This is a genomic window from Arthrobacter sp. BK1, assembly GCF_056680055.1.
The window spans coordinates 1,495,716-1,517,387 of sequence record NZ_CM155263.1; the positions used below are offsets into that span (position 1 = coordinate 1,495,716).

Consider the following 21,672-nt stretch of genomic DNA (forward strand, 5'->3'; position numbering starts at 1 on the left):
GTCGGTTAGTGTGGCGCAGGTGAAGGCAATCCGCAGATTTACCGTCCGAACTGTTCTCCCGGAACCCATCAGGCCCCTGGCCCGGCTGGCGACCAACCTGCGCTGGTCATGGCACCGGCCCACGCGTGATGTGTTCGCGGGGCTGAACCCCCGGATCTGGGAGGAATGCGGGCAGGACCCCATCAGTTTCCTCGGGCGGGTCAGCCGTGAGGAATTCCAAAGCCTCGCCGCAAACCAGGCAGTCGTTGAAAAGGTCCGGGCCGCCGCGGCGGATCTGGACCGTTACCTGGACGAGCCCCGCTGGTACCAGACCCTGGGCCAGGACGCCCCGGCAGCCATCGCCTATTTCTCCCCCGAGTTCGGCATCACGGAGGTCCTGCCGCAGTACTCGGGCGGTTTGGGCATCCTGGCCGGCGACCATCTGAAGGCCGCCTCCGATCTGGGCGTGCCACTGATCGGCGTGGGCCTCCTCTACCAGGCCGGTTACTTCAAGCAGTCACTCTCCCGCGACGCCTGGCAGCAGGAAACCTACCCGGTCCTTGACCCGGACGGCCTCCCCCTGACCCTGCTCCGTGAGCCGTCCGGAGACGGCAACGGCCGGCCTGTACAGATCTCGCTGCCGCTGCCCAACGGCCGCCGGCTCCTGGCACACATCTGGCGTGCCGATGTCGGGCGCGTTCCCCTGCTGCTCCTGGACTCGAACGTCCCGGGCAACGACGACGCCGCCCGCGGCATTACCGACCGGCTCTACGGCGGCGGCGGGGACCATCGCCTCCAGCAGGAACTCCTGCTGGGCATGGGCGGGGTCAAGGCGCTGCGTGCGTATCAGCAGCTCACCGGTACCCCCGCGCCGGAGGTCTTCCACACCAACGAGGGCCACGCCGGTTTCCTGGGAATCGAGCGGATCCAGGAGCTGATGGCCGGAGAAGCCGCCCTCAGCTTCGACGAAGCACTCGCCGCGGGCCGGGCCTCCACGGTCTTCACCACCCACACCCCCGTCCCGGCCGGCATCGACCGCTTCGAGATTTCCCAGATCCAGCACTTCTTCCAGGCCGGGCTTGCGCCGGCGGTCCCGGTGGACCGGATCCTGGAACTCGGCCGGGAAAACTACGCCGACGGCAACCCGTCGGTGTTCAACATGGCTGTCATGGGCCTGCGGCTCGCGCAACGGGCCAACGGCGTTGCCAAACTCCATGGCGAAGTCTCCCGCGGTATGTTCTCGGCGCTGTGGCCCGGGTTCGACCACTCCGAAGTCCCCATCACGTCCGTCACCAACGGCGTGCACGTGCCCACCTGGGTTGACGGGCGCATCTCCAAGCTGGCCCGCGAACAGTTCGGCGCCGAGGCTGAAACCATGGGCCGCTGGGACCTTGCCTACAACGTCAGCGACGCCGATGTGTGGGCGCTCCGCCGCGAAATGCGCTCCGCCCTGGTGGATGACGTCCGCCGCCGCCTCCGGGCAGCCTGGAAGAAGCGCGGTGCCGCCGACGCCGAACTCGGCTGGACGGACAGCGTGCTGGACCCCGACGTGCTCACCATCGGCTTCGCCCGCCGTGTCCCCACCTACAAACGCCTGACCCTGATGCTGCGCGAGCCGGCCAGGCTCAAGGCCCTGCTCCTGCATCCGGAGCACCCCATCCAGCTGGTGATTGCCGGAAAATCCCACCCGGCCGATGACGCCGGAAAGAAAATGATCCAGGACCTGGTCCGCTTCACTGACGATCCCGAGGTCCGGCACCGGATCGCCTTCCTGCCCAACTACGACATCGCCATGGCCAGGACCCTTTTCCCGGGCTGCGATGTGTGGCTCAACAACCCGCTCCGTCCACTGGAAGCCTGCGGCACCTCGGGTATGAAGGCCGCCATCAACGGTTCCCTGAACCTTTCGGTGATGGACGGCTGGTGGGATGAAATGTACGACGGCGAGAACGGCTGGGCGATCCCCACCGCCAACAACGACGCCTCCCCCGAGGAACGCGACGACATCGAGGCGGCCGCGCTGTATGAGCTGCTGGAAACGCAGGTAGCTCCTCGTTTCTACGGCAGCACCGTGTCCGAAAGCGCCGGGGCTGCGGGCCCCTCGACTACCGGGACCGAAAAAGTCCCCACGCATTGGGTCTCCATGATCAAGCACACGCTGTCCCACCTGGGGCCGGCCGTATCAGCCGAACGTATGCTCCACGACTATGTCAACGTCCTCTACCGTCCCGCAGCGGAAGCGGGCCGCCGCGCCGTCGCTGATTCCTACGCCCAGGCCCGCATCCTGGCGGCCTGGACCGCGAAGGTGCGCTCCGCATGGCCGCTGCTGCATGTGGAGCACGTGGATTCCGTGGGCGTATCCGAAGACCCGCAGATCGGCGACATCCTTCAGGTCAACGCTTACGTGGCACTTCACACCCTGACACCGGAGGATGTGTCAGTGGAGGTTGCCTATGGACGGGCCGAGGAAAGTGACACCCTGGCCGACATCACCGTGATGGATCTGCAGCCCAAGGAGGACCTCGGCAACGGCCGCCATCTGTTCAGCGGCTCCCTGGTGATCGACCGTTCGGGCCCGTTCGGCTACACGGTCCGCGTCCTGCCCCGCCACGAGGCACTTGCTTCGAAGGCTGAGCTGGGGCTGATCGTAAACGCCTGATCGCGCCAGGAGCTACAGGAGGATGGCGGTGACGGCCAGATCGCTGCCGGCGTAGCTCTCGGCGTCCTGCAGGATCTCGCAGATGATCCCGAAGGACCGGTCGGCGCGGAACTGGGCTGCCACCTCCCACAGGACGGTGACGGGCTCACCCCCGTTATCGGTGATGCTGTCGGCGAAGTCATGCAGGGAGTCGTTGAGGGCGTCAAGGTTCACGCCATAGTGCTCGGGGAAGGCAAGGACTTCGCCAAAGGTCTCAAGGACTGTCCTCTTGCTGTCGGCGGCCGGAACCACCAGGATGCGCCGGCCGGCGTCGGCCACCTGGGCATGCAGCTCGTCCATGGTCCAGGTATCGGCGGAGTAGATCTTCATAAGGGTGTTCAGCTTCCTTCTGCGATGAACTTGAACGAATCGTAATGGTCCTGGGTGTAGTACTTCTCTCCCCCGGAACCGGCAACGATCCGGCGGGCTCCCCGGTCCGACTCCCCCGGTGTGGGAACGGTGTACTCACGGTAGTAACCGGAATCCTGCCGCGGGAGGATGCGCTCGAAATTGCCAAAGGCCTTATCGTCCTGGCTGTAGCGGTAGGATCCGCCCGCACGGATCGCGGCGAGGGTCTGGCGTGCTTCCGCCGGGAGTTCGGATTCCCTGATGGCCGGCAGCCCGGAACGGTTGGCAGGAGCGGCGGCCGAACCGGGAGCAGCCTGTCCGGGGGCCGCGCTGGAACTCGCAGCCGGCGTCGGACTTCCGGTCAGGGACTCAAGGAGCCCGGTGCCGCCGAGGGCGGTGACTACAGCCAGCGCCAGCCCGGCCAGCAGCAGGGCGGCAACGGAACGGTTGCGGCGCATTCGGTTCCTCCGCCGCTACGTACGGTAGATGTTGATCGAGTTTGCCTCGATGAGGTCCATCTCGCCGGACGCCACCCGGCCGCCCTGGCGCAGCTCGTGAAGCGGCGAGGTGGTGAGCCGCAGTTCGAACATCCGGCGCGGAGTTCCGTCGTCGTTCGTGAGCTCGGGCAGGGTGATCTTCACATCCGAGTTGCTGCCGTTGACCACCACAAGCCCGGCCAAGGTTCCGTCGTCGGATCCGAGCAGCAGCTGCATCACCCGGTGCCGGGGATCATTCCAGCGCTCCATGGACATCGGCTGGCCTGAATGGTCGAACCAGTAGAGGTAGGACTGCTCGTCCCGGGCGGGAAAGTCGTGGGGCTGGCTCGCCAGGAACTCTTTGCGCAGCCGGACAAAGCGTTTGGTGCTCCGGAGCATCTCGGACGATTCAGGCGTGCGCGTCCAGTCGATCCAGGCCAGGGGGTTGTCCTGGCAGTAGGCGTTGTTGTTTCCCTGCTGGGTGTGGGCCAGCTCGTCACCGGCGGTGATCATGGGCACGCCCAGGGAGATCATCATGGAGGCCATGAGGTTCCGCCGGGTCTGCGCCCGCCCGGCCAGGATGTCCTCGTCCTCGGTGCGGCCCTCAAAGCCATGGTTGTAGCTGCGGTTGTCCCCGTGTCCGTCCCGGTTCTGCTCGCCGTTGGCCTCGTTGTGCTTGCGGTCATAAGAGACGAGGTCATTGAGCGTAAAGCCGTCGTGGGCCGTGACGAAGTTCAGTGATGCCAGGCGGGAGCGGCCTGACCCTTCAAAAAGCGCGGCGGAACCGGACAGGGCATCCGCAAGCCGGGCGACGGAACCGCCATGGCCTCCGGCCTCAATCGCCGCGCGGTCGGACAGCCAGAAGGAGCGGACGCTGTCCCTGAAGTGGTCGTTCCAGTCCACCCAGCCCGTCGGAAACTTACCGGTCTGCCAGCCGCCGTACCCGATGTCCCATGGTTCGGCGATCAGCTTCACATCGGACAGCACGGGATCGGCGGCCACCGCCACCAGGAAGGGGTGCCGGGGATCAAATTCGTTGTGGGTGTTCCGGCAGAGTGTCACCGCCAGGTCAAAGCGGAAACCGTCGATATGGAATTCATCCACCCAATACCGGAGCGAGTCCAGGACCAGCTGGACGACGCGGGGATTGCCGAAGTTCAGGCTGTTCCCGCACCCGGTGGTGTCCAGGTATTTGCCGTGGCCGTCCGTGCGGTAGTACGCGGTCTCGCCAAGCCCGCGGAAGCTGATGGTCTGCCCGTCCGCGCCACCCTCGGCAGTGTGGTTATAGACGACGTCCAGGATCACTTCGAGTCCGGCCGCGTGGAGCAGCTTGACCATACCTTTGAACTCGTCCTGGATGGCCTGCGGACCGGCGTCCTGTGCAGCCTGGGTTGCGTAGCCCGGATGCGGTGCGAAGAACGCGGCAGTGTTGTAGCCCCAGTAGTTGGTCATGCCAAGGTTTTGCAGGTGCGGCTCATCGAGATGGAAGTGCACGGGGAGCAGCTGGATCGAGGTCACACCAAGGCTCTTGATGTGCTCGATGATCGCCGGATGTGCCATGCCGGCATAGGTTCCGCGCAGTTCTTCGGGCACGTCCGGGTGCAGCATGCTCTGGCCGCGGACATGGGCCTCGTAGATGATGGTGTTCCGCCACTGCAGCCGCGGCCGCTCGTCCAGCCCCCAGTCGAAGTCGCCCGCCATCCGGACGTTCGTCAGGAATCCTTCCCGCTCGTCCACGGCACGGCCGTAGGGGTCGAGCAGCAGTGGCTGGCCGCCGTCGTCGTCCAGGTCCATCGTCGGCACTGACAAGGGCAGCGGCTCCGCCTTGGACGTGGCGCGGAACCCATAGCGTGATCCATACGGAAATCCATCAACGATGCCGTGGTGCACACCATGGGTAACGTTGGGCAGGGTCTGGAGCCGCCATTCGCCGCCGGGGGCCTTGTACGCGATCTCGAGAGTCAGGACGCCGGGCGCGTAGACAGCCACGTTGGCGGCGGATTGCGGGGCGGCGTGGCCGCCGGGTCCAGGGCGCGGAACGCTGACACCGAGTGGATGTGCAGATGAAGCATCCATGGTGGAAGCGGTGTCGAAAAGCGGCATGACCATCACGTCAATGGTAGCCGTCGGCGCCGGTTCATCCGCACCCGCGACATTGTGACACCGGCAAGCCCCCGCGGACGTCGTGCCGCCCCGAACGGACCGGGGTTGCATACTTGAAGGAAACGTCGAGGCGGAGGTACGAAGTGCGGGTTGCGCTGGCTCAGATCATCAGCGGCCGGGACCTGGCCGCCAACCTGTCCATCCTGGAACGCGAGGCGCAAAAGGCGAAGGCCGGCGGTGCTGCCATGGTGGTTTTCCCGGAGGCCTCCATGAGGGCGTTCGGAAATTCGTTGACGGACATCGCCGAACCGCTGGACGGCCCCTGGGCATCGCGGGTGCGGAACATCGCCGCGTCGCTGGACCTGGTGGTGGTGGCCGGTATGTTCACTCCCGGGTCAGCCGGTGGCGCGGGGGGCGGAAAAGTGCGGAACACCCTGCTGGCGACCGGTCCGGGCGTGGAAGCCGGCTATGACAAGGTCCACCTCTTTGACGCCTTCGGTTTCCTTGAATCCGACACGGTTGACCCGGGCACTGAACCGGTAACGTTCGACGCCGGCGGCCTCACCTTTGGCCTCGCCACCTGCTACGACATCCGGTTCCCGGCGCTGTTCACAGCCAACGCCGAACGCGGCGCGGAAGTGAACATCGTCTGCGCTTCATGGGCCTCCGGGCCGGGGAAGGTTGACCAGTGGCGGCTTCTTGCCCGCGCGCGTGCCCTGGACTCCACCACCTACGTCCTCGCCTGCGGACAGGGCGACCCCGCCACCCAGGGCGTGGCCGCCAAAGCCGGATCACCCACCGGAGTGGGACATTCCGCCGTCGTCTCGCCGTTGGGTGAGGTGCTGGACGAGCTCGACGGCGCCCCGGGAATGCTCTTCGCGGATCTTGAGGGCGCCGTGGTGGAGGAAGCCCGCCAGCGGCTCCCGGTCCTGGAGAACCGCCGCAGTTTCTAACCCCGCCCAACGCTCTCTCACTTAATGCAGCAAAAGCAGCAACGTTCTCTCACTTTCTTCAAGAAAGTGAGAGAACGTCGCGTCCAAACCCGCATCAAGTGAGAGAGCGTCGCTTCAAAACCCGCAACCAGTGAGAGAGCGTCTGAACTACTTGGCGGCGCGCTGCCTGGAGACTTCGTACAGGGAGATGCCAACTGCCATGGAGGCGTTCAGCGATTCCATGGCGGAGTCGATCGGAATGGAAACGATCTGGTCGCAGTTCTCGCGCACCAGGCGGCTCAGGCCTTTGCCTTCGGAGCCAACCACGATGCACACGGGCTCGGTGGCGAGGGTGAGGTCCGGAAGCGAAACGTCGCCGTCGCCGTCGAGCCCGAGGACAAAGATGCCCATGTTCTTGAACTGCTTCAGGGCGCTGTTCAGATTGGCAGCGCGGGCCACCGGAACGCGCACGGCCGCGCCGGCGCTGGTCTTCCACGCAGAGGCGGTGACGCCAACGGATCGGCGTTCCGGAACGATGACGCCGTGGCCGCTGAAGGCCGAAACGGAGCGGATGATGGCGCCAAGGTTGCGCGGGTCCGTGATGCCGTCGAGCGCCACGAACAGCGGAGCGTTAGGTACGTGCCCCTTCTTCCAGGCTGCCACGGTCTCCTCTGCGAGGTCGTAGGCGTCCTGGTACTCGTAAGGCGGGATCTGCAGGACGAGGCCCTGGTGCACGGCGTCGTCTGTCATGCGGTCAAGCTCGGGCTTGCCCGTCTCAAGCAGCGGGATGCCGCGTTCCGCAGCGAGCTTCAGGGATTCCTTGACTCGGTCATCCATCTCAATCCGGATGGCGATGTGCAGGGCCTTGGCTGGGATTCCGGCGCGCAGCGCTTCGACCACCGAGTTGCGGCCGGTGACGACTTCCTCGGTGGCGCGGCCCTTGGGACCGGAGCGGGAAGCACCCGCGCTGCGGGCACCGGTGTTGGTGCCACGCTTCGCCGCGGACCGTTCCGCCAGCTGCTTGCTCTTGTGGGCCTTGTGGTACGGGCGGTCCTCCGCCTTGGGCGTGGGGCCCTTGCCCTCCAGGGCCTTACGGCCATGACCGCCGGTTCCGACAGTGGGGCCCTTCTTCGCTTTTACCGACCGGCGACCATTGTTGGCCATGAGAGTTCCACCCTTGATTGTTTGACTGAGTCTGCATACCAGTCTACTGAATCAAGTAAAATCGCCGGTTCAGTCCCGCTGCAGGCTCCAGGTAGCGGCGTCGGGGCCGTCCTCAACAGCGACGCCGGCGGCCTTCAGCGTGTCCCGGATGGCGTCCGAGGCGGCCCAGTCCTTGGAAGCCCTCGCCTGCGCGCGTGCAGCGAGCTGGGCCTCGACCAGTACCTGGAGGGCTGCTGATTCCCGGGTGTCCGCGACCGCACCCGAAGCCACAGCGTTAAGGCCCAACACTCGAAGCATGTCGTGGAGGCTGTGCAGCGCCTGCTGTGCATCCTGCAGCCGCCCCTCCGTCAGGGCAGTGTTGCCGGACCGTACAGTCTCATGGACGACGGCGAGGGCCTGGGGCACGTTCAGGTCGTCGTCCATGGCCCGTTCGAACTCTTCGGGCACCTTGCCATAGGTGGCGAAGGTGTAGTTTCCACCATCGGACAGTGCCTGGGTGGCGCGGCTCATAAAGCCCTCAATGCGTTCGACGGCGGCGGTGGCCTCCTGGAGCGAGGTAGGACGGTAGTCCAGCACCGACCGGTAATGGGCCTGCCCGAGGTAGTAGCGGACCACCCGCGGGGAGGCCAGTTCCAGCATCTCTGAGGGGCTGATGGTGTTGCCGATGGACTTGGACATTTTGTCGCCCTCATAGGTGACCATGCCGTTGTGCATCCAGAAGCGGGCGAAGCCATGCCCGGCGGCCTGGGACTGCGCCATCTCGTTTTCGTGGTGCGGGAACCGGAGGTCCAGCCCGCCGCCGTGGATATCGAATTCGGTGCCCAGGTACTTGGTGACCATCGCCGAGCACTCAAGGTGCCAGCCCGGCCGGCCGGCGCCCCACGGCGAGGCCCAGCTCGCCGTCGTCGGCTCGCCGTCTTTGTAGCCTTTCCAGAGCGCAAAGTCGCGGGGATCTTTCTTTCCCCTGGGGTCCGCGTCCGGTGCACCCTGCATGTCCTCGATGTTCTGGCGCGTCAGGGAACCGTAGCGGGCCCAGGACCTCACATCGAAGTAGACGTCGCCGGAATCGTCCAGGGCCGGGTACGCGTGGCCGCGCTCGATGAGCGACTGGATCAGGGCATGCATTTCCGGGATGTGGCCGGTGGCCCGCGGCTCGTACGTGGGCCGCGAAACACCGAGGGTGTCGTAGGCCTTGAGGAATTCCTGTTCGAAGCGGTAGGCCAGCGCCCACCATTCCTCTTCGCGGACAGTGTCAGCCCCGTCCTCGAAATCAGGGCCGAAGGACTCAGCGGACTTGGCAAGGATCTTGTCGTCGATGTCCGTGACATTGCGGACCACCGTGACGCGCAGGTTCCGGTATTCGAGCCAGCGGGTCAGCTGGTCGAACGCGATGGCTGAGCGGATGTGGCCCACGTGCGGCATGCCCTGCACCGTGGCTCCGCAGTAGTACAGGCTCGCTTTTCCCGGGACGAGGGGAACGAAGTCACGGACTTCGGCGGATGCTGTGTCGTAAAAGCGGAGAGTCACCGCTCCAGAATAGACGAAAGCCGTCCTGGCCGGTTCCGGCAACAGCTCCGGATCAGCGGGGATACACCAGGGCCGTGGCAACGGCAGCTATGCCCTCACCCCTGCCGGTGAAGCCCAGTCCGTCGCTGGTAGTGGCCGTAACGCTGACAGGTGCTCCCGCTGCCTCGGTCAGGACGTCCTGCGACTCCTGCCGCCGGGGACCGAACTTGGGCCGGCCGGCGACGAACTGTACGGCCACGTTGCCGATCTCAAACCCGGCGGCGCGCACAATCCTGGCCGCCTCCGCCAGCAGTGTGACGCCTGAGGCGCCGGCGAATTCCGGCCGGTCGGTGCCGAAATGCGTTCCCAGGTCCCCGATGCCGGCGGCCGAGAAGAGGGCGTCCGCCGCGGCGTGGGCAACCGGGTCTCCGTCCGAGTGTCCGGCAAGTCCACGCTCGCCGTCCCAGAACAACCCGCCCAGCCACAGCGGACGGGGCAGGTCCTCGGACGCATAGGCATGGACGTCCATGCCAATGCCGGTACGCGGCAGGATCATGGGTAGCTTCGTCATGCCTAGCCCTCCACCCAGCGGATCCCCAGCGGGCCTTCGAGCAGCCCCTCGGCAATGATCAGATCCAGTGGGGTAGTGATCTTCAAGGACTGGGTGGAGCCGTGGACGGCGTGCACCCGGACACCCAGCATTTCCACCAGCATGGCGTCGTCGGTGACCGCCGCAGCCTGCTCCTCATCAAAGCCCGACGCCGCCGCGTGGGCGGCCTGCAGGGTGGAAAGCCGGAAACCCTGGGGTGTCTGGACCGAGCGCAGCTCTTCCCGCCGAGCAGTCCCGATGACGAGTTCCGGAGCGATGGCGGCGTCGTCACCGCTGGTCCGGGCCACCATCTTGACCGTGTCCACCACGGGAACCGCCGGGATCACTGCAAGGGCGCCGGCAGCAAGGGAATCCACCACGCGATGAAAGACATATTCGGGGGCCAGGGCCCTGGCAGCATCGTGCACCAGCACGGCTTCAATCCCGTCCATCAGGGCCGCGATGCCTGCCCGGACGGAATCGGCACGCGTTGCGCCGCCATCGAGAACGGTGAGGACTGGCCCGCCGTCGGCCAGTTCCTGACTGAAGTCCTCGCAAAGCTGCCGGAGTCCGTCTGCGCCGGCGGGAAGAACCACGCAGACCTGGCTGCCGACTCCGGAGGCGACGACGCCGCGCAGTGCGTGCATCAGGATGGGTTCGCCGCCCAGCGGGACAGCTGCTTTGGGTATGCCGTAGCCCAGCCGCTCGCCGGAACCTGCTGCCACGATAACGACAGCGGTGACGGGGCGGGGCAGTCCGTTGTTCATGCGCTCCAGCCTACGTCCCCGGAAGCCCGCGCAGGCGGAAGACCGGCATCGGGATGACTCCGGCTCTCCCAACAGTCCCGGCCGAAAATGGGCAAAAAGAAACCCCGGCGGTACTCACGTACCCCCGGGGCTCAATTCTTAGGAAGCCAGGACCTCGTCGAGAACGCTTGCTGCCTTCTCTTCATCAGTCTTTTCAGCCAGCGCCAGTTCTGAAATCAGAATCTGCCGGGCCTTGGCCAGCATTCGCTTCTCACCTGCGGAAAGGCCCCGATCGTGATCGCGGCGCCAGAGGTCGCGAACAACCTCTGCAACCTTGATGACGTCACCGGAAGCAAGCTTCTCCAGATTTGCCTTGTATCTGCGTGACCAGTTGGTGGGTTCTTCAGTGAACTCAGCCCGAAGCACATCGAAAACGTGCTCCAAACCTTCTTTGCCCACTACGTCACGCACCCCAACAAGGTCAACGTTCTCTGCTGGAACTTCAATGGTCAGATCACCCTGAGCCACCTTGAGCTTGAGATACATTTTCTCTTCGCCCTTGACAGTGCGCATCTTGATTTCTTCAATTTTTGCTGCACCGTGGTGAGGGTAAACTACTGTCTCGCCGACCTCAAATACCATGTGGACATTCCCCTTTCCCGCAGACCAGTTTATCACGATTCAGGCATATGACTGGCCCCTAAAGGGCCCCGGAACCGCATGAATCCGCGGAAATTGGGGCAAATCAACCCCCTCCACCCTCTTGACGGATGCAGATAATAGTGCATCCACCGGCCGCTGCCAAGGACAATGTGACCACCCGGAATCCGCCTTTACCCCTGTTTGCCGCTAGGCTATGGCTGAATAATGTTTCAAGACTCTCGAGGAGTACGTGACGTGCGTTTCACTGCGATGACCCGGGCCCAGGGCGGCAAACTGGCACTGACGGCAGGAGCCCTGGCGCTGAGCCTGGCAACGGTGACCGGCTGCGGCTACATCAATCCCCAGCAGACTTCCGAGGTCTATTCCGCGTCGGACGGAGTCCAGGCCGATCTGGGTCCGCTGCAGCTGCGGAACATGCTGATCGTTTCCGGTGGCGAGGACAAGCCCGGCCGCCTGCTCGGCGCCGTGTACAACTCCTCATCGCAGGACGTGTTGCTCACGGTCAACGGTGCCGCGGGCTCCCGGACGCAGGTGCCGGTGAAGGCCAACGCGTACACCCTGCTCAACGACTCCACCGATGAAGCCATCCTGAGCACGTCCGGCGGCATCGCCGGTTCCCTGGTGGACGTCAAGGTCAGCGAGGACGGCACCGACGTCAACAAGACAGTCCGCGTGCCTGTCCTGGACGGCACGCTGCCGGAGTACAAGGAGTACCTGCCTGCCGGCAGCGAACCCACCACGTCCGGCTCCCCCAGCCCGTCGCCGTCGGCCACCGCCACGGGGGCAGCCCACTAATCGGTCCTTCCGCGACAGCGGTGACGCCCCAACATAGCTGAAAAGAAAACGGAGGGTCTCCCATCGGGAGTCCCTCCGTTTTTGCCTGTCCTGCCTTGCTTACGGTTCGAACTTGTAGCCCAGGCCGCGGACGGTGACCAGGTAACGGGGAACTGACGGATCAGGCTCGATCTTGCCGCGCAACCGCTTGACGTGCACGTCAAGGGTCTTGGTGTCCCCTACATAGTCCGAACCCCAGACCCGGTCGATGAGCTGGCCGCGGGTCAGGACCCGGCCGGAGTTCCGCAGCAACATCTCCAGCAGCTCGAATTCCTTCAGCGGCAGGAGGACCTGCTCGCCGCCCACACTCACCACGTGGCGCTCAATGTCCATCCGGACAGGCCCGGCCTGGACCGTGGCCGAGATCAGTTCCTCGGGCTCACCCTGCCGGCGGAGCACTGCGCGCACCCGGGCCACCAGCTCGCGGGAGGAATACGGCTTGGTGACATAGTCATCGGCGCCCAGCTCAAGGCCAACCACCTTGTCAATCTCCGAGTCCTTGGCCGTCAGCATGATCACCGGGACGCTGGAGCGCTGGCGCAGCTGGCGGCAGACTTCCGTGCCTGACAGGCCCGGGAGCTGCAGGTCCAGCAGCACCAGGTCCGCGCCGTTCCGGTCAAATTCGGTGATGGCGTCCAGCCCGTTGTCCACCACCTCGACTTCGAACCCCTCCTTGCCCAGCAGATAGGACAACGGGTCGCTGAACGATTCTTCGTCCTCGACTATCAAAATCCGGCTCAAGCGCTGGCTCCTTGTTCATGTACGCCGCGTTCTTTAACGCGCTCGTGTACGGCTCGTTCCTTGGCACCGGCGGTATCCGGTTCGTCCTGGGTTTCCATCTCAGGCAGCCTCAGGGTGAAAGTGGACCCTTGGCCGGGCCGGGACCACAAGGTCACCTCGCCGCCATGGTTGGAGGCCACGTGCTTAACGATGCTCAGGCCGAGGCCCGTTCCCCCCGTGTGGCGCGACCGTGCCGCATCCACCCGGTAGAACCGCTCAAAAACACGCTCCTGGTCCTCCAGGCTCATGCCTTCGCCCTGGTCGGTGACGGACACGGCGATGAGTCCTTCCTTGGACCGGACGCCGACGCCTACCTTGGTGTTTTCAGGCGAGTAACGGATGGCGTTGTCGATAAGGTTCCGCAGTGCCGTGACGAGCAGGTCGCGGTCACCGAAGACCTTGGCCTCCACGCTGTCACCGACAACTATCTGGATGTTCTTGCTCTCGGCCGGGAGCTGGGAGCGGTCCACGGCCTCGGAGATGACGGCGTTGATGTCCACAGCCGTACCCTCCTGGGAGACGCTGGCCCCTTGAAGGCGTGAGAGTTCGATGATGTCCTGCACCAAAGCCGCCAGCCGGCCGGATTCCTTGTGCATGCGCTTGGCGAACCGGCGGACGGCTTCTTCGTCGTCCGCGGAGGATTCCAGTGCTTCGGCCAGCAGGGATATTGCACCTACCGGGGTCTTCAACTCGTGGGACACGTTGGCTACGAAGTCGTTGCGGATCTCCTCCGTGCGGGTGATCTCGGTGCGGTCATCGGCCAGCAGCAGGATGTATTCCTCACCGAGCATGGCTGCACGGACCTGCACGATGATGGTTCCCTGGCCCAGCGGACCGCGCGGAAGCTCCAGCCGCTTTTCCAGGATCACGCCGTCACGGCGTACCCCGGCCGTCATGTCCAGAAGCTGCTTATGGACTACCGTATGGCCGCGGACCAGCCCGTAGGCATAGGCTGCGGGACTGGCCCGGACGACGCCGTCCACGGCGTCCACCACGACAAATGCCCGGCCGACGACAGCAAGCACCTCCGCAGCACCCGGCGGCAAGGTGAGTTCGTCGTCGTCGACGTCGACAAGGTGCCGCTGCTGTTCACTGACCCGGAATGCGAGCACGCCGAAGGTGCCTAACGCCAGGCCAACCAGGCCGGCGATAACACCGATGAGCGTAGAATCCACAGCTCCAGCTTATGCTGTGACCAACGGCCAACCGGTGCGTCCCGGGCCTTTGCACGAACGGTTCAGCTAACGTTCATCTACAAGCGACAATTAGTTAACCGCCCGCTGACAGAGTTGCACGTTGGAGTGCCGAACGGCGACATGAGTTCCGTCTGCCACATGGGCGGTGCGGAATTCCAAGGAAAGGACGCCCACGTGCGTAAGGTTTTTCAGGAAGAGCTGACCCAGGTGGGTGAACAGCTGGTTGAGATTTCGAAGCTGGTCAGCGAGGCCATCGGGAAGGCCACCACGTCTTTCCAGGTTGCGGATGTCGATCTGGCCGAAGACGTTATCACTGCAGATGCCCGCATCGATTTCCTGCAGAACAGCCTGGATGAACGTGCCATCGATATCCTCGCGCTGCAGGGCCCGGTAGCCAGCGATCTCCGGATGATTGTGGGGGCTCTGCGCATGAGCGCTTCCCTGGAGCGCATGGGTGACCTGGCCCGGCACATCGCACAGCTTGCACGGCTGCGCTTCCCGTCCACGGTGATCCCCGCATCCATGACCGCCACGTTCGAGAAGATGGCCGAACAGGACCAGCTGATTGCGGAAAAGCTCACCGTGCTGCTGGAAACCCGGGACCTTGAAGTTGCCCGCGACATCCTCAAAGCCAACACCACCATCGATGACCTCCACCTGAGCGTCTTCCAGGCCATCGCTTCCCCGGACTGGGCCGAGTCGCCCGCCACTACCGTGGACGTGGCCCTCGCGAGCCGCTACTTCGAACGCTTCGCTGACCATGGCGTGTCCGTGGCCCGCAAGGTCACCTACCTCGTCACCGGCGAATGGCAGCCCCAGGCCCTCTAGCCCCTCTTTAAAACCTGCGACGGCGGGCCGGTCACCCTGAGGTGACCGGCCCGCCGTCGTAGTTTTACCTAATGCGAAGCCGGGATCCCGGCTGGGCTGCGTCTAAGGGAGGAACGACCGAGCAGCCAGCGGGATTCTCGGGGGAGCCCTATTTTTTGCCCTGGTTGGCCACGGCCAGGATGGCTTCAGCGGCGGCCTCGGGATCCAGGTAGGTTCCGCCCGGCTTGACCGGCTTGAAGTCCTCGTCCAGGTCGTAGACCAGCGGGATGCCGGTGGGGATGTTCAGGCCGGCGATGGCGTCGTCGCTGATGCCGTCCAGGTGCTTGACCAATGCACGGAGCGAGTTTCCATGGGCGGTGACCAGGACGGTCTTGCCGGCCTTGAGGTCCTCCTTGATGTCCGATTCCCAGTAAGGGAGCAGGCGGACCAGGACGTCCTTGAGGCATTCGGTGCGCGGAAGGGCGTCACCCAGGTCCGCGTAGCGGGGATCGTGTGCCTGGGAGAACTCGGAGTTGTCGTCCAGGGGCGGCGGCGGGGTGTCATAGGAACGGCGCCATTCCATGAACTGCTCTTCGCCGTACTCGGCAAGGGTCTGCGCCTTGTCCTTGCCCTGCAGGGCGCCGTAGTGCCGCTCGTTCAGGCGCCAGTCACGCTTGACGGGGATCCAGCCGCGGTCGGCCTTGTCCAGGGAGATGTTCGCCGTGTTGATGGCACGCTTCAGGAGCGACGTGTACAGAATGTCGGGCAGAACGTTGTGCTCCACCAGAAGCTCACCACCGCGTGCTGCTTCCTGGCGGCCCTGATCGTTCAGGTCGACGTCCACCCAGCCGGTGAACAGGTTCTTGGCGTTCCATTCGCTGTGGCCGTGGCGCAGCAGAATCAGCTTATAAGTCATGATTTTCATCCTAGCTGAGCAGCGCTCCGGGCCGCCCAGCGTTACACGGCCCGCACCGTCACAAGGATAAGGTTGGGCTGTGGTGCAAAAAGCTGAACGGGTGGCGGCCCCCCAGATCTCCGGCAAACTCCCGGGCAAAACGGCCCGGACGGGCCGGCCGGTCGGAAATGTCACCCGCGGCACCACCAACCCCAACCGGATGCGGCGGGTGGACCGTTGGCTCACCGGCCCCCAGGGCTGGCGGCTGCGGGCCTCCGACGACCCCTTGGTGGTTGACCTGGGCTACGGCGCAACGCCGGCCACCGCCGTCGAACTCTTTGACCGGCTCCGCGCCACCCGGCACGACGTCCGGGTCTGCGGGATCGAGATCGAACCCGAACGGGTCCGCGTGGCCAAGGTCCTGGAACGGCCGGGACTGACTTTCCGGGTGGGCGGCTTCGAATTGCCCGTTGCCGGCATGCCCGTGCTGGTCCGGGCCTTCAATGTTCTGCGGCAGTACGAAGAAGCAGACGTGGCGGGGATCTGGCGGCTGGTCCAAGGCCGGCTGGCTCCGGGCGGGCTCTTTATTGACGGAACGTGCGACGAAATAGGCCGCCGCGTGACGTGGGTTGCCCTTGATGGGGAACGGCCGTTGTCGCTCAGTATGTCCGTGCGGTTCGGCAGCTTTGACCTGCCGTCCGAGATTGCCGAGAGGTTGCCGAAGGCACTCATACACCGCAACGTTCCGGGCGAACCCGTCCACCGGCTGATGCAGGCCATGGACCGGGCGTGGCTGGAGTCGGCGCCGCTGGCTGCGTTCGGCAACAGGCAGCGCTGGCACGCCATGTGCAAGGCACTGCTCGACGGCGGGTGGCCGGTTCAGGACGGGCCGTCGCGGTGGCGTCTGGGCGAACTTACAGTGGGCTGGGAAGCCGTGGCTCCGCTAGGTCACCAGGGGCCGTAAGGACCGGTGCTGCGGTTGCCGCCGCGACCGGCGTCCTTGACGGCCGGCCGGACGTCGGCAAGGTAAACGGAGGCTGCCACCACGGCAGCGAGCCCGAACAGTCCGAGGGTGCCGAAGATTCCGCCGCCGCTGCCGAAGAGCGAGATGACGCCGATCAAGGTGGCCCCTCCGGTCAGCGCCAGCCAGAACATCTTGGTCCGTTTCCCGGTGGCTTCAAAAGAGGCAGCCTTGTGGCGGGCGCAGTCCAGCAGGGCCCACACCTCAAGTCCCAGGGCCACCAGGGCAAGGATAAAAAACAGGGCCGTCTCAACAGGCCGAATAATCAGTTCACCGTCCACCATCCAAGCCTAGCGGCCCAGTGAGTCCAGCGCCTGCTTCAAATCGGCCCAAAGGTCTTCGACATTTTCGATGCCAACGCTCAGGCGTACCAGGTTCTCGGGCACACTCAGCGGCTCGGCGGCGTGCCGGCGTCGGCGTTCGATCAGCGATTCCACACCGCCCAAGGAGGTGGCCGGCAGCCAGAGCTGAAGTTCCCGCACCAGTTTGTCCGCAGCATCGGCCCCGCTCAGGCCTGCCACCGGTGCGATCTCCACGCACACGATGGAGCCGAAACCCGTCATCTGGGACTTGGCACGCTCGTGCCCGGGGTCCGTGGGAAGACCCGGAAAACGGATGGCTTCTACCAGGGGGTGCCGGCCCAGCCGTTCGGCGAGCACCGCGGCAGACGCCTGTGAGCGTTCCACGCGCAGAGCCAGCGTGCGAAGTCCCCGAAGCGCGAGCCACGCCTCGAAGGGGCCGGCGATGCCGCCGTGGATGATGCGGTTGTGCAGCAGCGCTGCCCGGATGTCCGGGTTGGAGGTCACCAGGGCGCCCAAAACGACGTCGGAATGGCCGGCCAGATACTTGGTCACCGAATGCAGCACGACGTCGGAGCCCAGCGCCAGCGGCTGCTGCACCAGCGGGGTGGAAAAAGTGTTGTCCGTGACAACGATGGCCCCGACGGCGTGGGCTGCCGCCGTCAGTTCGCGGATGTCCGCGATACCGAGCATCGGGTTGGTGGGGCTTTCGAGCCAGAGCATCCTGGCCGCCTTGGCGTTTTGTCCCTGCGGGGCCAGCTGTTCCTTCACGGCCCCGGTGTCCGCGATGTCCACGATCCGCAGTTCCAGGAAGCCCTTCTGCGCCAGCTCGGTGGCCATCACCAGGGAGCCGGAGTAGCTGTGGGAGGGCATGACCAGGACACCACCTGCAGGCAGCAGGGAGAGCGCGGAGCTAACGGCCGCGAGTCCGGACGCATACAACAGGCCCGGCAGCTCCGACCCTTCGAGCTGGCCCAGGGCCTCTTCGAACGGGTCCCAGGTGGGGTTGGCGTAACGGCCGTAGCCGCGGTCGCCGTCGGCCAGTTCCCCTGATCCAAAATAGGTCGAGGACAGCACAATGGGAGGGTTAACAGGCTCGTCCCGCCGGCGCGGCGGCCGCCCGGCGGCAACCACCACCGTCTCGGCCGACAGGGACGCTGCGTACTGCTCCGAAAGACTCATGGGGAAAGCGTACTTGGACGTAAGGCGGGGCCCGAAGTTGGCGTGGAAGTCGGTAGGCTTGAGCAGTGAACACGCAAAGCCCCGGACTTTTCATCGCTTTTGAGGGCGGCGACGGCGCCGGCAAGTCCACGCAGGCGGCCCGCCTGGCCGGATCCCTTGAAGCTCGCGGCCTGACAGTCCTGCGGACGCGCGAACCGGGCGGCACGCCCATTGGCGAAAAGCTTCGCTCCTTGGTCCTGGACCATGGCCACGGCCACATCGACGCACATACTGAGGCCCTGATCTTCGCGGCCTCGCGTGCGGCCCACGCCAGCCAGGTGATCCGGCCTGCGCTGGAGCGCGGCGAGGTTGTCCTGACGGACCGCTACATTGACTCCTCCGTGGCATACCAAGGTGCGGGCCGGGACCTCGGCGCCGACGCCGTCCGGTCGTTGAATGAATGGGCTACGTCCGGCCTGCTACCCGATCTCACCGTCCTTCTGGACGTGGATCCCGCCGACGGCCGCCGACGCCGGACCGCCGGTGACGCCGCTGAGGACCGGCTGGAATCAGAGGCTGACGAGTTCCACGCCACCATCCGCGCAGCGTTCCTGGACCTTGCCGCCAGCCGCCCGGACGCCTACCTGGTCCTGCCTGCCCACCTGCCCGTCCAGGAGATCGCCGAGCGGATCCTGACCCGCGTCGACGCGCTGCTCACGTCCGCGGGCAGGGGTGCCGCATGAGCGTCTGGGACGACCTCCAAGGCCAGCCCGCCGTCGTCGCGCAACTCCGGCAGGCGGCCCTCGGCGAGGGCCTCACCCATGCCTGGCTGTTTACCGGCCCGCCCGGGTCAGGGCGTTCCAACGCCGCCAAGGCATTTGCGGCCGCGTTGAACTGCGACCAGGAAAGTGTGGAAAGGCGCGGCTGTGGCGAGTGTCCTGCCTGCCTGACAATTCTTGGTGAGACCCACTCGGACGTCACGTTCGTCCGGACGGAAAAGGTCACCATTACCATCGACGAAGCCCGCGATCTGGTGTCGACGGCCGGCAACCGGCCCTCGTCCGGACGGTGGCGCATCATTGTGGTCGAAGACGCCGACCGGATGGCGGAGCGCACCACGAACGTGCTGCTCAAGGCCATCGAAGAACCCACCCCGCGGACCATCTGGATGCTGTGCGCGCCGTCGCCCGCTGACGTTCTGGTGACCATCCGTTCACGCTGCCGCGCCGTGGCGCTCCGCCTGCCGCCGGCCGCCGACGTCGCAGCGTTGCTCGTCAAGCGCGATGGAGTGGAACCTGCCCTGGCCGAACGTGCAGCCCGGGCTGCGCAAAGCCACGTGGGGATCGCCCGCCGGCTCGCGCGGGACCCCGAGGCGAGGGAACGCCGCCTGGAAACCGTCAGGTTCCCGCTGGGGCTGCGCGGGGTGACTGCGGCGGTGATGATGGCTGACAAGCTGGTGAAAATCGCCACTGCCGAGGCCAACAGTTCCAATGAAGAGCGCGACGCCGCCGAGAAGGCCGCACTGCTGGCCACCCTGGGTGCCCCTGAGTCCGGGACGCTGCCGCCGGCCATGCGGAGCCAGGTGCGGCAGCTCGAAGAGGATCAGAAACGCCGGGCCAAAAGGTCCATTACCGATTCCCTGGACCGGACCCTGACGGACCTGCTGTCCTTCTACCGGGATATCCTGATTATCCAGCTCGGGAATGCTGTGGAGCTGGTGAACGTTGAGCTTAGGGGTGAGTTGGAGGAATTTGCCGGCAGGTCCACCCCCGAGACCACATTGGCCCGCATGGATGCCATCAACAAAGCACGCCAACGCATCACCACCACCAACGTTGCTCCGCTGTTGACCATTGAGTCCATGGCAGCCAGCCTGATCTAGCCCTTACAAGGAGACCCCTCGATGACTGCTCGCCCCCTGCCCGCGCGTTCCAGATCCCTGGTGACTGGACTGCGGGCCGCCGGAGCCCTGGTCCTGGCCCTGACGCTGGCCTCGTGCAGCATCCTCAACGGCGGCACCGAAGAGAAGTCACCGGCGACAGCGAAGGCGGACCCCTCGATCGTGGCGTCTGCACCGGCCGGGCTGGATTCGTTCTACTCCCAGGAGGTCGTCTGGGAACCGTGCGAAAGCGGCAACTTCCAGTGCGCCAAGGTCTCTGTTCCGCTCAATTACGCAGAGCCCGACGGCGAGAAGATCCAGATAGCAGCGCTGAAAGCACCCAGCACCGGCACCAGGACGGGCACCCTGCTGGTCAACCCGGGCGGTCCTGGCGGGTCCGGCTACGACTTCGTCAAGGACGCGGCCGCAACACACTTCTCCCAGTCCGTCCGTGCTGCCTATGACGTGGTGGGCTTCGACCCGCGCGGCGTAAAGCGCTCATCCCCCGTCAAGTGCATGACCGATGCGGAACGGGACGCTGCACGGGCCAAGATTTACGCCCTGGATACCGACGCCGGGCTTGCCGCCGCCCTCGCCGACAACAAGGTCATCGCCGCGCAGTGCGCAGAGCAGACCGGCCCGGTGCTGGGACACATCGACACCGTCAGTTCAGCAAAGGACCTGGACATCCTGCGCGCCGTCTTCAACGACTCCAAGCTCAATTACCTGGGGTACTCCTACGGCACCTTCCTGGGCTCCACCTACGCCTCGCTCTTCCCCGAAAATGTGGGGCGCATGGTGCTCGACGGCGCCCTGGATCCGTCCATCAGCAACGAGGAGCTCACCAGCGGACAGGCCGTGGCTTTCGAAAAGGCCATCAGAAGCTACGTGGCCGACTGCCTGGAGGAAAGGTCCTGTCCGCTCAGCGGGGGCGTTGATGCCGGCGTCGGGCAGATCCGGGACCTCATCAGCTCGGTGCAGGAGACGCCCCGCACGGCCAAGGATGGCCGCCTGGTCAACGCCAATACCTTTGTCAGCGGCCTCATCACTCCGCTGTACAACGACGAGAGCTGGCCGGCGCTGACCCAGTCCCTTGAGGCCGCCATGGCCGGGGATGTCAGCCTGATGCTCAGGCTCGCCGATCTCGGCGCTGACAGGGGCCCCAACGGTCAGTACACGTCCAACTCGACGTTTGCCTTCAATGCCATCAACTGCCTGGACTACCCGATGGTTTCCGATACAGCCGGCATGCGTGCCGATGAGGAGAGGCTGCGGCAGGCCTCCCCCACCCTCGGATACTTCTTCGCGTACGGTGGCACCAACTGCGTGGACTGGCCTTATGACAGCGTCCGGACCCCGGCGCCCGTGGAGTACAGCGGCGAATCCCCGATCGTGGTCATCGGAACCACCGGCGATCCGGCCACCCCGGTGGAATGGGCCTCGTCCCTGCGCAAGCAGCTGGGGAACGCTTCACTGCTCACCTGGCAAGGCGAAGGACACACCGCCTACGGGCGGGCCAACAGCTGCCTCGAAGACGCCGTAGACAGCTACCTCGTGAACGGCAAGCTTCCCGCCGACAACACGGTCTGCTGAGTA

At 65.3% G+C, this 21,672-nt stretch carries 21 protein-coding genes; 8 read left to right on the forward strand and 13 right to left on the reverse strand.

What is annotated here, in order from left to right:
- Window positions 1-19 precede the first annotated feature (19 nt).
- The gene (glgP, locus tag AC1MCA_RS06560; RefSeq protein ID WP_479802080.1) at window positions 20-2,638 is read left to right on the forward strand and encodes an alpha-glucan family phosphorylase; all 2,619 of its coding nucleotides are present in this window, start codon (window positions 20-22) and stop codon (window positions 2,636-2,638) included.
- A gap of 12 nt (window positions 2,639-2,650) precedes the next feature.
- On the opposite strand, the gene AC1MCA_RS06565 is transcribed toward glgP, so the two are convergent.
- The 3 genes from AC1MCA_RS06565 to glgX are packed head-to-tail and all read right to left on the reverse strand — an operon-like array spanning window position 2,651 to window position 5,610.
- Window positions 2,651-3,007: a barstar family protein gene (locus tag AC1MCA_RS06565; RefSeq protein WP_479802082.1), complete on the reverse strand. Its 357-nt coding sequence runs from the start codon at window positions 3,005-3,007 to the stop codon at window positions 2,651-2,653.
- A gap of 8 nt (window positions 3,008-3,015) precedes the next feature.
- Complete coding sequence (locus AC1MCA_RS06570; protein WP_479802084.1) at window positions 3,016-3,483, reverse strand: guanyl-specific ribonuclease; 468 nt, start codon at window positions 3,481-3,483, stop codon at window positions 3,016-3,018.
- Window positions 3,484-3,498: 15 nt separating this feature from the next.
- Window positions 3,499-5,610, reverse strand: coding sequence for a glycogen debranching protein GlgX (gene glgX / locus AC1MCA_RS06575; protein WP_479802086.1), 2,112 nt, complete (start codon window positions 5,608-5,610; stop codon window positions 3,499-3,501).
- 137 nt (window positions 5,611-5,747) lie between these two features.
- Between glgX and AC1MCA_RS06580 the strand changes: the two genes are divergently transcribed.
- A complete protein-coding gene (locus AC1MCA_RS06580; protein ID WP_479802088.1) occupies window positions 5,748-6,557 on the forward strand; it encodes a carbon-nitrogen hydrolase family protein in 810 nt (269 codons plus the stop codon).
- A 147-nt stretch (window positions 6,558-6,704) separates the two neighbouring features.
- On the opposite strand, the gene rlmB is transcribed toward AC1MCA_RS06580, so the two are convergent.
- The 5 genes from rlmB to AC1MCA_RS06605 form a co-directional block, all read right to left on the reverse strand.
- Window positions 6,705-7,700 carry a 23S rRNA (guanosine(2251)-2'-O)-methyltransferase RlmB gene (rlmB, locus tag AC1MCA_RS06585; protein WP_131685007.1) on the reverse strand — a complete coding sequence of 332 codons (996 nt, stop codon included), beginning with the start codon at window positions 7,698-7,700 and terminating at the stop codon, window positions 6,705-6,707.
- A 69-nt stretch (window positions 7,701-7,769) separates the two neighbouring features.
- Window positions 7,770-9,227: a cysteine--tRNA ligase gene (gene cysS, locus AC1MCA_RS06590; protein ID WP_479802090.1), complete on the reverse strand. Its 1,458-nt coding sequence runs from the start codon at window positions 9,225-9,227 to the stop codon at window positions 7,770-7,772.
- A 52-nt stretch (window positions 9,228-9,279) separates the two neighbouring features.
- Window positions 9,280-9,762, reverse strand: a complete 483-nt coding sequence (ispF, locus tag AC1MCA_RS06595; protein WP_479803303.1) for a 2-C-methyl-D-erythritol 2,4-cyclodiphosphate synthase — start codon at window positions 9,760-9,762, stop codon at window positions 9,280-9,282.
- Between the two features lie 17 nt (window positions 9,763-9,779).
- Entirely contained in the window at window positions 9,780-10,562 is a 783-nt protein-coding gene (gene ispD / locus AC1MCA_RS06600; protein ID WP_479802092.1) for a 2-C-methyl-D-erythritol 4-phosphate cytidylyltransferase, read from the reverse strand.
- 138 nt (window positions 10,563-10,700) lie between these two features.
- Window positions 10,701-11,183, reverse strand: coding sequence for a CarD family transcriptional regulator (locus tag AC1MCA_RS06605; protein ID WP_026266570.1), 483 nt, complete (start codon window positions 11,181-11,183; stop codon window positions 10,701-10,703).
- A gap of 270 nt (window positions 11,184-11,453) precedes the next feature.
- Between AC1MCA_RS06605 and AC1MCA_RS06610 the strand changes: the two genes are divergently transcribed.
- Window positions 11,454-11,999, forward strand: coding sequence for a hypothetical protein (locus AC1MCA_RS06610; protein ID WP_108598565.1), 546 nt, complete (start codon window positions 11,454-11,456; stop codon window positions 11,997-11,999).
- 99 nt (window positions 12,000-12,098) lie between these two features.
- On the opposite strand, the gene AC1MCA_RS06615 is transcribed toward AC1MCA_RS06610, so the two are convergent.
- Both AC1MCA_RS06615 and AC1MCA_RS06620 read right to left on the reverse strand, forming a co-directional pair.
- The gene (locus AC1MCA_RS06615; RefSeq protein WP_108598564.1) at window positions 12,099-12,779 is read right to left on the reverse strand and encodes a response regulator transcription factor; all 681 of its coding nucleotides are present in this window, start codon (window positions 12,777-12,779) and stop codon (window positions 12,099-12,101) included.
- A complete protein-coding gene (locus tag AC1MCA_RS06620; protein WP_479802094.1) occupies window positions 12,776-13,993 on the reverse strand; it encodes a sensor histidine kinase in 1,218 nt (405 codons plus the stop codon). Before AC1MCA_RS06620 ends, AC1MCA_RS06615 begins: the two co-directional genes overlap by 4 nt.
- Window positions 13,994-14,188: 195 nt before the next feature.
- Between AC1MCA_RS06620 and phoU the strand changes: the two genes are divergently transcribed.
- A complete protein-coding gene (phoU, locus tag AC1MCA_RS06625; RefSeq protein WP_108598574.1) occupies window positions 14,189-14,842 on the forward strand; it encodes a phosphate signaling complex protein PhoU in 654 nt (217 codons plus the stop codon).
- A 148-nt stretch (window positions 14,843-14,990) separates the two neighbouring features.
- Here phoU and AC1MCA_RS06630 read toward each other — a convergent pair whose 3' ends face one another.
- Entirely contained in the window at window positions 14,991-15,737 is a 747-nt protein-coding gene (locus AC1MCA_RS06630) for a phosphoglyceromutase (RefSeq protein ID WP_108599607.1), read from the reverse strand.
- 79 nt (window positions 15,738-15,816) lie between these two features.
- Here AC1MCA_RS06630 and AC1MCA_RS06635 point away from each other — a divergent pair, with 79 nt between their 5' ends.
- Window positions 15,817-16,680 (forward strand): class I SAM-dependent methyltransferase, encoded by an 864-nt coding sequence (locus AC1MCA_RS06635; protein WP_479802097.1) that lies wholly within the window; start codon window positions 15,817-15,819, stop codon window positions 16,678-16,680.
- Here AC1MCA_RS06635 and AC1MCA_RS06640 read toward each other — a convergent pair.
- Together AC1MCA_RS06640 and AC1MCA_RS06645 are read right to left on the reverse strand one after the other, a co-directional pair.
- The gene (locus AC1MCA_RS06640; RefSeq protein ID WP_108599605.1) at window positions 16,665-17,018 is read right to left on the reverse strand and encodes a DUF2516 family protein; all 354 of its coding nucleotides are present in this window, start codon (window positions 17,016-17,018) and stop codon (window positions 16,665-16,667) included. The two genes, AC1MCA_RS06635 and AC1MCA_RS06640, sit on opposite strands and share 16 nt — an antisense overlap.
- A 9-nt stretch (window positions 17,019-17,027) precedes the next feature.
- On the reverse strand, window positions 17,028-18,218 hold the full coding sequence (locus AC1MCA_RS06645) for a trans-sulfuration enzyme family protein (protein WP_479802099.1): 1,191 nt from the start codon (window positions 18,216-18,218) through the stop codon (window positions 17,028-17,030).
- 65 nt (window positions 18,219-18,283) lie between these two features.
- On the opposite strand from AC1MCA_RS06645, the gene tmk reads away from it, so the two are divergent.
- From tmk to AC1MCA_RS06660, 3 genes are read left to right on the forward strand one after another with little or no spacing between them, the layout of a single operon-like run.
- Window positions 18,284-18,940, forward strand: a complete 657-nt coding sequence (gene tmk, locus AC1MCA_RS06650) for a dTMP kinase (RefSeq protein WP_479802101.1) — start codon at window positions 18,284-18,286, stop codon at window positions 18,938-18,940.
- Window positions 18,937-20,079 (forward strand): DNA polymerase III subunit delta', encoded by a 1,143-nt coding sequence (locus AC1MCA_RS06655; protein ID WP_479802103.1) that lies wholly within the window; start codon window positions 18,937-18,939, stop codon window positions 20,077-20,079. The genes tmk and AC1MCA_RS06655 overlap by 4 nt, the downstream gene beginning before the upstream one ends.
- A 21-nt stretch (window positions 20,080-20,100) precedes the next feature.
- Window positions 20,101-21,669, forward strand: coding sequence for an alpha/beta hydrolase (locus AC1MCA_RS06660; RefSeq protein ID WP_479802105.1), 1,569 nt, complete (start codon window positions 20,101-20,103; stop codon window positions 21,667-21,669).
- Window positions 21,670-21,672 lie beyond the last annotated feature (3 nt).

Coding starts and splice junctions, on each gene's coding strand:
- AC1MCA_RS06565 (WP_479802082.1), bottom strand. CDS start 3,007: ATGAAGATCTACTCCGCCGATACCTGGACCATGGACGAGCTGCATGCC.
- AC1MCA_RS06570 (WP_479802084.1), bottom strand. CDS start 3,483: ATGCGCCGCAACCGTTCCGTTGCCGCCCTGCTGCTGGCCGGGCTGGCG.
- glgX (WP_479802086.1), bottom strand. CDS start 5,610: ATGGTCATGCCGCTTTTCGACACCGCTTCCACCATGGATGCTTCATCT.
- rlmB (WP_131685007.1), bottom strand. CDS start 7,700: ATGGCCAACAATGGTCGCCGGTCGGTAAAAGCGAAGAAGGGCCCCACT.
- ispF (WP_479803303.1), bottom strand. CDS start 9,762: ATGATCCTGCCGCGTACCGGCATTGGCATGGACGTCCATGCCTATGCG.
- ispD (WP_479802092.1), bottom strand. CDS start 10,562: ATGAACAACGGACTGCCCCGCCCCGTCACCGCTGTCGTTATCGTGGCA.
- AC1MCA_RS06605 (WP_026266570.1), bottom strand. CDS start 11,183: ATGGTATTTGAGGTCGGCGAGACAGTAGTTTACCCTCACCACGGTGCA.
- AC1MCA_RS06610 (WP_108598565.1), top strand. CDS start 11,454: ATGACCCGGGCCCAGGGCGGCAAACTGGCACTGACGGCAGGAGCCCTG.
- AC1MCA_RS06630 (WP_108599607.1), bottom strand. CDS start 15,737: ATGACTTATAAGCTGATTCTGCTGCGCCACGGCCACAGCGAATGGAAC.
- AC1MCA_RS06645 (WP_479802099.1), bottom strand. CDS start 18,218: ATGAGTCTTTCGGAGCAGTACGCAGCGTCCCTGTCGGCCGAGACGGTG.
- AC1MCA_RS06655 (WP_479802103.1), top strand. CDS start 18,937: ATGAGCGTCTGGGACGACCTCCAAGGCCAGCCCGCCGTCGTCGCGCAA.
- AC1MCA_RS06660 (WP_479802105.1), top strand. CDS start 20,101: ATGACTGCTCGCCCCCTGCCCGCGCGTTCCAGATCCCTGGTGACTGGA.